This is a genomic window from Pseudoalteromonas sp. MMG006, assembly GCF_018101025.1.
In the GTDB taxonomy this organism is placed as follows: Bacteria; Pseudomonadota; Gammaproteobacteria; order Enterobacterales; family Alteromonadaceae; genus Pseudoalteromonas.
Genome location: NZ_JAGJEJ010000011.1, coordinates 47,675 through 57,820 on the forward strand (window position 1 = coordinate 47,675; position 10,146 = coordinate 57,820).

The following is a 10,146-nucleotide window of genomic DNA, read 5'->3' on the forward strand; positions in this document are numbered from 1 at the left end:
AAGTTACTTGAGTATCAGTGGCGCTTATGGAAGAATTCAGGCTTTAAAAATAAACTTCCATACTAGGGGACAATGATATGCGCATTATTCTTTTGGGCGCGCCGGGTGCTGGTAAAGGTACTCAAGCTCAGTTTTTAATGGACAAGTACGGTATTCCACAAATTTCTACTGGCGACATGCTTCGTGCAGCTATTAAAGAAGGCACACCACTGGGTCTTGAAGCAAAAAAAGTAATGGATGCAGGTCAGTTAATTTCTGACGATATCATTATCGGTTTAGTTAAAGAGCGTATTGCTAAAGCTGATTGTGAAAAAGGTTTTTTACTTGATGGCTTCCCACGTACCATTCCACAAGCAGATGCAATGAAAGAAAATGGCGTAGTGGTTGATCACGTTATTGAATTTGATGTGGCTGATGAAGTTATTGTAGAGCGCATGGGCGGACGACGTGTACACCCAGGCTCAGGTCGTGTTTACCATGTAGTTTACAACCCACCAAAGGTTGAAGGTAAAGACAACGAAACAGGCGAAGACTTAATCGTTCGCGCTGATGATACTGAAGAAACAGTACGTAAACGTTTAGGCATTTACCATGAGCAAACTATGCCATTAGTTGATTACTACCAAGCTGAGGCCGCTGCAGGTAATACGCAGTACCACAAACTTGACGGTACACAAGCCGTTGAAGTTGTGAGTGCACAGTTAGGTGAGCTTTTAGGTTAATTTAAAGCGCATCAAAAAACCGCCAAATGGCGGTTTTTTTGTTTTTATAATGTGTAATACACTCAGCTTGAATACTTAATTATCTAAAGGAGCGAGTAAAAACTTAAAGTGTTTTAAGCTCTTCAATCACACTATCGTATTCAGGCTCTGTAGATAGGCTACTTACTAGTTGTTTATAAATCACAGTGTGGCTTTTATCTAAAACAAGTACTGAGCGCGTTAATAGGCCCATATCTTTAATAATTAAACCATATTTTTGACCAAAATCACGCCATACCGAGTCAGACAGCGCAGTGACTTTGTCTATATTTTCAGCTTTACAAAATCGCTTTTGAGCAAACGGTAAATCTGCACTAATCGTAAGAATGGCAACACCTGGAAATTGCGCTGCCACTTTTTCGTTAAAATGTTTAGTTTGCAAACTACAAATACCCGTATCAAGACTTGGCACTACACTTATTAGTACAGCTTGGCCTTGATAATCATCAAGCGTTACAGGAGTAAAGTTACCATCAACCACTTTAAAGTTTGGTGCGCTATCACCCACAGCGACTCCGTTTCCTAATAAAGTTACAGGCTTACCTTGTGCAGATACTTTTCCTGCATCAAGCGTGTTTTCAGCGTAGTCGGCAGCTATGGCAACAGAGCAAAATCCACTCAATGCAAACACAACAGAACGAAACATAGGGTATTTCCTTTTAAATTAACGCAATAGTTGTCAGTGTATTATACTGCGTAATAGTAACCAAGTGATTATGTGGCTCTGTAGTGGTCTGCTTTGATGATCAACTTATAAGTTAAGCGCGTAAGTATGCAGTGGACATTAATTCTATAATATAAAAATTGTAACGAAGACAATCTTTGATTAACATGAAGTTACAAAGTATATCTTTAATAAAAAAAAGAATAGCCTTTATAAATCATTTTGAATCTTATAACGGGTCTAAAACAGAGAGTTAGTATGTCGACAACGGTATTAATATGTGATGATTCAAAATTAGCGAGACGGCAATTAGCTCGTTCATTACCTGAAGATTGGGATATTAAGGTTGAATTTGCACTCGATGGTGTGGATTGCATAAAGCAAATTAAATTAATTCAGCCAGAAATACTTTTCTTAGATTTAAATATGCCCGAAATGGATGGTTACGAAGTTCTTATTGCTATGAAAGAGCAGGGCTTAAGCATTCTTACAGTTGTTGTCTCTGGGGATATACAGCCAAGCGCGCATCAACGCGTTCTCGAGCTTGGTGCAATCGATTTCATACAAAAACCTTGCTCTGCAGATAAACTCGCCCATATTATTGAACATCACGGAATTAAAGATAAGGCACTGCGTGAGCGACTATCTCATTCATTAGGTGAGCAAGTCGACCCTGATGTACGAGATATATATCAAGAGCTTACTAACGTTGCTATGGGCCAAGCAGGTGACTTATTAGCTCGCCTACTAAATGTATTTGTAGAGCTGCCAATTCCAAATGTTAACATTTTAGAAGTTAACGAGCTTGATATGGCGCTTCAGTCAATTGATAACAATGCGGCTACCTCAGGTGTGTGCCAAGGCTTTATTGGTGGTGGAGTGTCTGGTGAAGCATTATTACTACTAAATGACTCTAGCTTTAAAGAAATTGCCTCATTGATGAATTACGATGGCGAGCTAAACGACAAGGTTGAGCTTGAACTCCTTATGGATATTAGTAATATTTTGATTGGCGCAATTTTAACCGGCCTATCCAAGCAGCTTGATATGTCATTTAGTCAAGGGCACCCAATAGTCCTTGGGCAACACAGAGATGTATCTGATTTAGTAAAATCAAACAAATCACGTTGGCAACGTACGCTCGCCATAGAAATAAGTTACGGTATTGAAAACCATGATATTAATTGCGACCTCATGCTGTTATTTACTGAAGATTCACTTAAAACTTTGAAATACAAAGTTGCTTACCTATTAGAAGATTAAGTTATGGCCGCTGATTTAGAAATGAATGAGATCCATTGGTTAATGGATATGTTTAATACTGTAGATGTAGGCCTTGTGGTACTCGATAGGGATTATAAGGTATGTGTATGGAATGGTTTTATGGAAAATCATTCTGGGCTCCTTCCTAGTGCCGTTAAAGATAAAGACTTATTTGATTTATTTCCTGCAATAGATGAAAAATGGTTTAGAAGTAAATCAGAATCTGTATTTGTACTAAAAAATCGCTCTTTTACTATTTGGGAGCAGCAACCTTATATTTTCCGTTTTAAAAATTACCGCCCAATTACGGGTAAAGCAGATTATATGTATCAAAATGCCACGTTTATTCCTCTGACTAATACGATGGGTGAAGTGAGCCATATTTGTATAATTTTGTACGATGTAACTGATATAGCCGTAAATAAAAAAGAACTCGAAGAATTAAACAAAAAGTTGGAGCAGGTTAGTCAAAGAGATAGCTTAACGCAACTTTCAAACCGTGGTCACTGGGAGGGAACACTTCGTCAAGAGTTTTTAAGAGTGAAACGAAGTGGTGGATGTAGCACTTTGTTAATGTTTGATATTGACCACTTTAAAAAAATTAATGATAAATATGGCCACAGCTGTGGTGATGAAACGCTTCGTCATTTATGTGATTTACTTAGAACAACACTTCGTGAAACTGATGTAGCGGGACGTTATGGCGGTGAAGAGTTTGTAGTAACTTTACTTGATACTGACAAAGAAGGCGCAGCCATTTTTGCAGAGCGTTTAAGAGCATTAATAGAATCAACACCTGTTAAATATAAACACTATGAAATTCAAATGACCATTAGCATAGGGTTAGCTGGTAGTAGTAATGACTTTAAAAACCACGAACGCTGGATTGAAGCTGCTGATAAAGCACTTTATCACTCAAAAGGTGCTGGGCGTAATAAAGTAACCGCTTATGCAGATATAAAAAATGGCGCTTAATCGACATTTTTTATAAGTATTAAATTTATAATTAGCATAATAGCTTTTTAGACAGTTACTTATAGATTATGTAAAAGTAACTAAGTACAAAGATTTTAATATATTTAGTCGGTTGTATTGCCTGAACTATCGTTTGGGCATTGTCCCAGCATTGATACATCACCCGTATTTGACTCTTGCTCAAGCTTTACCTTAAACCCCCATAGTATGTAAAGATGCTTTAGTACTTCCTCATGGGAGTTTGCAAGCGGGATTTTATTATGTGGAACGTATCTTAGCGTTAGAGAACGGTCGCCTCTAATATCAACGTCATACACTTGAATGTTTGGCTCAAGATTACTCAAATTGTATTGTGCAGAAAGGGCTTCTCTCACTGCTTTGTAGCCACTATCGTCGTGTATAGCACCTACTTCTAAATGTGAGCTATTAGCATGATCAACGATAGTAAATAGCTTAAATTCACGTATGAGCTTAGGTGATAAAAACTGACTAATGAAGCTCTCATCTTTAAAGTTTTCCATAGCAAAATGTAAGGTGTCTAACCAATTACTTCCTGCATATTCAGGAAACCAGCGCTTGTCTTCCTCTGTCGGGTTTTCACAAATACGGCGAATATCTACCATCATATTAAAGCCTAGGGCATATGGATTAATACCTGAATAATAATTACTATTGTATGGTGGTTGGTAAACAACGTTAGTATGGCTTTGTAAAAACTCAAGCATAAAGGCGTCACTTAGTTTTCCTTCATCGTATAGATGATTCAAGATAGTGTAATGCCAAAAAGTGGCCCAGCCTTCGTTCATTACCTGGGTTTGCTTTTGCGGGTAAAAGTATTGCGAAATTTTACGCACTATACGGATTATTTCACGTTGCCAGGAACCCAAAAGTGGGGCGTTTTTTTCAATAAAATATAATATATTTTCTTGGGGCTCTTGCGGAAAATGCTTCTCCAGCTTTTTTGCTTCTTCTTGTTGAACAGGTATGGTCCGCCATAGCTCGTTAACTTGAGATTGCATATAATCTTCACGTTCTTGCTGGCGCTTCTGCTCTTCAAATAATGATATTTGTTGCGGGCGTTTATACCTATCTACACCGTAATTCATTAAAGCATGGCATGAGTCAAGCAGCGATTCTACCTCACTAATACCGTATTTTTCCTCACAGCGACTAATATAGTTTTTAGCAAACACTAAGTAATCAATAATTGATCCCGCATCAGTCCAAGTTTTAAATAAATAGTTACCTTTAAAAAATGAGTTATGACCATAACAGGCATGTGCCATAACTAGAGCCTGCATGGGCAGGGTATTTTCTTCCATTAAATACGCAATACATGGATCAGAGTTAATCACTATCTCGTAGGCTAAGCCCATTTGCCCGCGTTTATAGTTTTGCTCTGTTTGAATAAACTTTTTGCCATATGACCAATGGCTGTAGCCTAAAGGCATGCCCACACTTGAGTATGCGTCCATCATTTGTTCAGCGCTAATAACTTCAATTTGATTAGGGTAGGTATCTAATCGGTAGTGCTCTGCAACGCGAGCAATTTCTGTCTGGTACTCGTGTAATAAGTTGAATGTCCAATCGGGGCCATCATCAATACGTTTATTACTCATATTATTACCTCGCTTAGGCTTATGCTGTACCTTGCTGTTGGCGGCTCTTTTTAAATAGCTCCCTAAATATAGGGTAAATGTCTTGGACACCTTGAATGTGTTGTATAGCAAAATTTTTGTGGCTTTGTGTAATGCCTTCGTATTCACGCCATAGACTTTGATGAGCACGCGTTGTAATTTCAATATAGGCGAAATACCTAACCGCTTTTAAAAGCTTGTTCCGTAATATTTGCCCACAGTGAGGGGTATCGTCAGCCCAGTTATCGCCATCGGATGCTTGTGCAGCATATATATTCCATTGCTCAGCGTCGTAACGATCTTTTATTATTTCATTCATTAACTTAAGTGCACTTGAAACGATGGTGCCACCTGTTTCTTGCGAATAAAAAAACTCTTGCTCGTCTACTTCTTTTGCTTGTGTATGATGGCGTATATATACCACCTCAATATCTTTATAGCTGCGTGTTAAAAACTGATACAGCAAAATATAAAAGCGTTTAGCCATATCTTTTGTGGCTTGGTCCATAGAGCCAGATACATCCATAATACAAAACATGACCGCTTTGCTGGTGGGGTGAGGGCATTTTTCATAATTACGAAAGCGCAAATCATAATTGTCTATAAATGGCACATTTTTAATTTGTTGTTTTAATAACTTAATATCCTCTTGCAGCAATGCAATAGCCGCTTTATCGCTTTGAGGTTGCTCAAGCTCCATTGCAAGCTGCCCTTCAAGCTCTGCGAGTCGCCTTTTTTTACCCGCACTCATAGCGACTCTTCGGGCTAGGGAGCCTTGAAGTGAGCGCACTATATCTATATTACTGGGCATACCATCACTACAAAAACCAGCACGATGCGTTTTCATTTGTACTAGTTTATCAAGTTGATTTTCTTGCAAATTCGGCAGTTCTAAATCTTCAAATAGTAAATCTAGGTATTCATCTTTTGATATAAAAAATACAAACTCATCTTGCCCCTCACCAGAATCACTCGCATCGCCATCTCCTGCACCACCACCTTGGCCATTTTTAGGGCGTTCAATTTTATCTCCCGTAGAGAATTGATCATTCCCCGGGTGAATTTGCTCTCTATTTCCCCCTCTGCCTTGATGAAAGGTAGGCTCGCTGATATCACGCTGCGGAATAGAGATACTTTCACCAGAACTTGAGTCGGTGACACTTCGCTTGTTTATTGCATCTGACACAGCTTCTTTAATTTGCTTTTTATAGCGCCTAATAAAGCGCTGGCGATTGAGCGTACTTTTGTTTTTTCCGTTTAAACGCCTATCAATAAAATTCGCCATAATGACCTCCTAAAAACTACGAATATGAAGGCTATTGCGATTTTCTAACTCGTAAATACCATTCAGAAAGCAAGCGTACTTGTTTTTGTGTATAGCCTTTTTCGACCATACGGTTTACAAAGTCTTCGTGTTTTTGTTGATCTTCCGCTGATGTTTTAGTGTTAAACGAAATAACGGGTAGTAAGTCTTCTGTATTTGAGAACATTTTCTTCTCAATGACAGTGCGTAACTTTTCGTAACTGGTCCACAGTGGGTTTTTACCGTTGTTATGGGCACGAGCGCGAAGTACAAAGTTAACTATTTCGTTTCTAAAATCTTTAGGGTTAGAAATACCGGCTGATTTTTCAATTTTTTCAAGCTCTGCATTAAGTGCTTCACGGTCAAATAGTTGGCCTGTATCTGGGTCACGGTATTCTTGGTCTTGAATCCAAAAATCAGCATAAATAACATAGCGGTCAAAAATATTTTGGCCGTATTCAGAATAAGACTCTAAATAGGCTGTTTGTAGTTCTTTGCCAATAAATTCTACATATTGTGGAATTAAATAGCCTTTTAAAAAGCTTAAGTAGCGCTCTTCAACTTCGCTACTAAATTGCTCTCGTTCAATTTGTTGCTCTAGTACATAGAACAAATGTACAGGATTAGCTGCAACTTCAGTGGTATCAAAGTTAAACACACGGGACAAAATTTTAAACGCAAAGCGGGTAGAGAGCCCCGTCATACCTTCATCTACGCCAGCGTAGTCGCGATACTCTTGGTAAGATTTTGCTTTAGGATCTGTGTCTTTTAAGGTTTCACCATCGTATACCCGCATTTTTGAATAAATACTCGAGTTCTCTGGCTCTTTTAATCGAGATAGCGTGGTAAATTGTGCCAGTGTTTTTAGTGTGCCCGGAGCACATGGCGCATTGTAAAGCTCGCTATGCTCTAGTAATTTATCGTAAATTTTAATTTCTTCGGTTACACGTAAGCAATAAGGCACTTTTACAATGTAAACGCGGTCTAAAAACGCTTCATTATTTTTATTATTTTTAAACGTTTGCCATTCAGATTCATTTGAATGGGCGAGGATCATGCCATTAAATGGCAGTGCACTAATGCCTTCGGTTCCATTATAATTGCCCTCTTGAGTAGCGGTGAGTAAAGGGTGTAGCACTTTGATAGGGGCTTTAAACATTTCTACAAATTCCATTAAACCTTGGTTTGCAAGGCATAATGAACCCGAATAAGCGTATGCATCAGGATCGTTTTGCGCAAAATTCTCAAGTTGGCGAATATCTACTTTACCAACCAATGCAGAAATATCTTGGTTGTTTTCATCACCAGGCTCGGTTTTGGCAATACCAATTTGGTTTAAAATAGAGGGGTAGCGTTTTACTACTCTAAATTGGCTAATATCGCCGTTAAATTCTTTTAATCGTTTGCCAGCCCAAGGTGACATAATCGTTTTTAAATAGCGGGGTTTAATGCCGTATTCTTGCTCAAGGACGTTGGCATCTTCTACTGCATCAAATAAAGATAAAGGGTGGTCGTTAACTGGTGAGCCTTTTATAGAATATATAGGCACTTGTTGCATTAGGTATTTTAGTTTTTCAGCAATAGATGATTTACCGCCGCCAACAGGGCCGAGTAAATAAAGGACTTGTTTACACTCTTCAAGCCCTTGGGCTGCATGTTTTAAATAAGACACTATTTGTTCAATAGCGTCTTCCATTCCATAAAAATCTTCAAAGGCGGGGTAGCGTGCTACTACTCTATTGGAAAACAATCGGCTTAATCGTGCATCCGTTGCAGTATCAACCATTTGGGGATCGCCTATAGCCATAAGTAAGCGCTCTGGTGCGCTAGCGTAGGCAGACTTATCAGTTTTACAAATCTCAAGGAATTCGCTAATACTGTACTCTTCTTCTTGTGCCGCTTCGTATCGTGCTTGGTAATGCTCAAAAATCGTCATAATAACCTCCGAAACCCGCTTAAAAAGGTGCTTACTTTTTAAAGTTTAGTCACTGTTTCGTATTTTTGTGCAATAAAATTAAAAATTTAAGTGAAAAAAGATCATGTTGACCAATTAACGAATTGCCGTCGTATAACACCACTTTTGTTGGAAATTGAGCATAAAAAAAGACGCCTAAGCGTCTTTTTAAATTAGCTAAAAGCGCTAATTAAGCGAAGTTTGCGTTTGCAAATTCCCAGTTAACTAGTGACCAGAAACCTTTAAGGTAATCTGGACGCACGTTACGGTAATCGATGTAGTAAGCATGTTCCCATAAATCCACAGTTAGGATTGGAGTAACACCTTCATCTGTTAATGGAGTCGCTGCGTTAGACGTATTTACGATATCTAATGAACCATCAGCAAGTTTAACTAACCAAGTCCAGCTAGAACCGAAGTTATTAACTGCTTTATCATTTAATGCATCTTTAAACGCATCAAAAGAGCCCCATTTAGCGTTGATTGCATCAGCAACTGCACCAGTTGGCTCGCCGCCACCATTTGGAGATAGGCTGTTCCAGTAGAAAGTGTGGTTCCAGATTTGTGCTGCGTTGTTAAATACGCCGCCTTCTGAAGAACATACGATTTCTTCTAGAGATTTGTTTTCAAACTCAGTACCAGGAATTAAACCGTTAAGTTTAACAACATAAGTGTTGTGGTGCTTACCGTGGTGAAACTCTAGCGTTTCTTTTGAAATATGTGGCTCAAGTGCATCGATTGCATATGGTAGTGACGGTAGTTCAAATGCCATTTTTCTATCTCCATCTTCTTTTGGTTGATAATCCGTTTGGTTATACGTAATACCTGTACAAACAGGCCACTTACCTATACCAACCGGGAATATAGTGTTACTATAATTGTTGAGTATTTTACTCAAGTTTTAGCAAACAGCAATGCTATTGCTAAAGACTATTTCAATTGCGGCTTTATTTGCCCATTTTAAGTTATATATCTGTGGCCACAATGATTTATTTTCAAGGCCTGGGTATATTCAGCTATCGTCATTTTGAGGTTGTAGATGGAAACCATTGATAAAATTAAACAGCAGATTTCAGAAAACCCAATAATCCTTTACATGAAAGGGTCACCTAAATTACCAAATTGTGGTTTTTCTTCACAAGCGTCACAAGCTCTAATGTCGTGTGGCGAACCATTTGCATATGTTGATATTTTACTTAATCCAGATATTCGTGCTGAACTTCCAGCATACGCAAATTGGCCTACGTTCCCACAACTATGGGTAGAAGGCGAGTTAGTAGGTGGCTGTGACATTATTATCGAAATGTTCCAACGCGGTGAGTTACAGCCGCTAGTTGCAGAGACTGCAGCTAAATATAAAGAAGCTGACGCAGAGTAAATTTTACTCAAGCTTTGAGATACTATTACAAGGCCACGTATTTTATGTGGCCTTGTTGTTTATAAACTACCCTTCATAACTATCATTTATTCAACCACCTATTTTTGCTTAAAGTCGTAAACCCTAAATTTTAAAATTGAAGCGATTAATTAAACTCTTTCAAAATGCGGTGTTCTAGTTGTATTTAAATCATATGACCCACTCATGTCCA

The 10,146-nt window shown here is 38.4% G+C and carries 9 protein-coding genes; 4 read left to right on the forward strand and 5 right to left on the reverse strand.

The window, feature by feature from the left end; genetic code table 11:
- Nucleotides 1–77 precede the first annotated feature (77 nt).
- A complete protein-coding gene (gene adk, locus J8L73_RS11905; RefSeq protein ID WP_058548865.1) occupies nucleotides 78–722 on the forward strand; it encodes an adenylate kinase in 645 nt (214 codons plus the stop codon).
- A gap of 103 nt (nucleotides 723–825) precedes the next feature.
- Here the strand turns inward: adk and tpx are convergent, their stop codons facing one another.
- On the reverse strand, nucleotides 826–1,407 hold the full coding sequence (tpx, locus tag J8L73_RS11910) for a thiol peroxidase (protein ID WP_211017301.1): 582 nt from the start codon (nucleotides 1,405–1,407) through the stop codon (nucleotides 826–828).
- Nucleotides 1,408–1,683: 276 nt separating this feature from the next.
- On the opposite strand from tpx, the gene J8L73_RS11915 reads away from it, so the two are divergent.
- Nucleotides 1,684–2,688, forward strand: coding sequence for a response regulator (locus tag J8L73_RS11915; protein ID WP_210999618.1), 1,005 nt, complete (start codon nucleotides 1,684–1,686; stop codon nucleotides 2,686–2,688).
- 3 nt (nucleotides 2,689–2,691) lie between these two features.
- Complete coding sequence (locus J8L73_RS11920; RefSeq protein ID WP_210999617.1) at nucleotides 2,692–3,663, forward strand: diguanylate cyclase; 972 nt, start codon at nucleotides 2,692–2,694, stop codon at nucleotides 3,661–3,663.
- 104 nt (nucleotides 3,664–3,767) lie between these two features.
- On the opposite strand, the gene J8L73_RS11925 is transcribed toward J8L73_RS11920, so the two are convergent.
- From J8L73_RS11925 to J8L73_RS11940, 4 genes are all read right to left on the reverse strand, one after another.
- Entirely contained in the window at nucleotides 3,768–5,282 is a 1,515-nt protein-coding gene (locus J8L73_RS11925; protein ID WP_211017302.1) for a SpoVR family protein, read from the reverse strand.
- A 19-nt stretch (nucleotides 5,283–5,301) separates the two neighbouring features.
- Complete coding sequence (locus J8L73_RS11930) at nucleotides 5,302–6,585, reverse strand: YeaH/YhbH family protein (protein ID WP_211017304.1); 1,284 nt, start codon at nucleotides 6,583–6,585, stop codon at nucleotides 5,302–5,304.
- Between the two features lie 31 nt (nucleotides 6,586–6,616).
- Entirely contained in the window at nucleotides 6,617–8,539 is a 1,923-nt protein-coding gene (locus J8L73_RS11935) for a PrkA family serine protein kinase (RefSeq protein WP_211017306.1), read from the reverse strand.
- A gap of 208 nt (nucleotides 8,540–8,747) precedes the next feature.
- Nucleotides 8,748–9,329: a Fe-Mn family superoxide dismutase gene (locus J8L73_RS11940; protein ID WP_058549160.1), complete on the reverse strand. Its 582-nt coding sequence runs from the start codon at nucleotides 9,327–9,329 to the stop codon at nucleotides 8,748–8,750.
- A 267-nt stretch (nucleotides 9,330–9,596) separates the two neighbouring features.
- On the opposite strand from J8L73_RS11940, the gene J8L73_RS11945 reads away from it, so the two are divergent.
- Nucleotides 9,597–9,935, forward strand: coding sequence for a Grx4 family monothiol glutaredoxin (locus tag J8L73_RS11945; RefSeq protein ID WP_058548872.1), 339 nt, complete (start codon nucleotides 9,597–9,599; stop codon nucleotides 9,933–9,935).
- Nucleotides 9,936–10,146 lie beyond the last annotated feature (211 nt).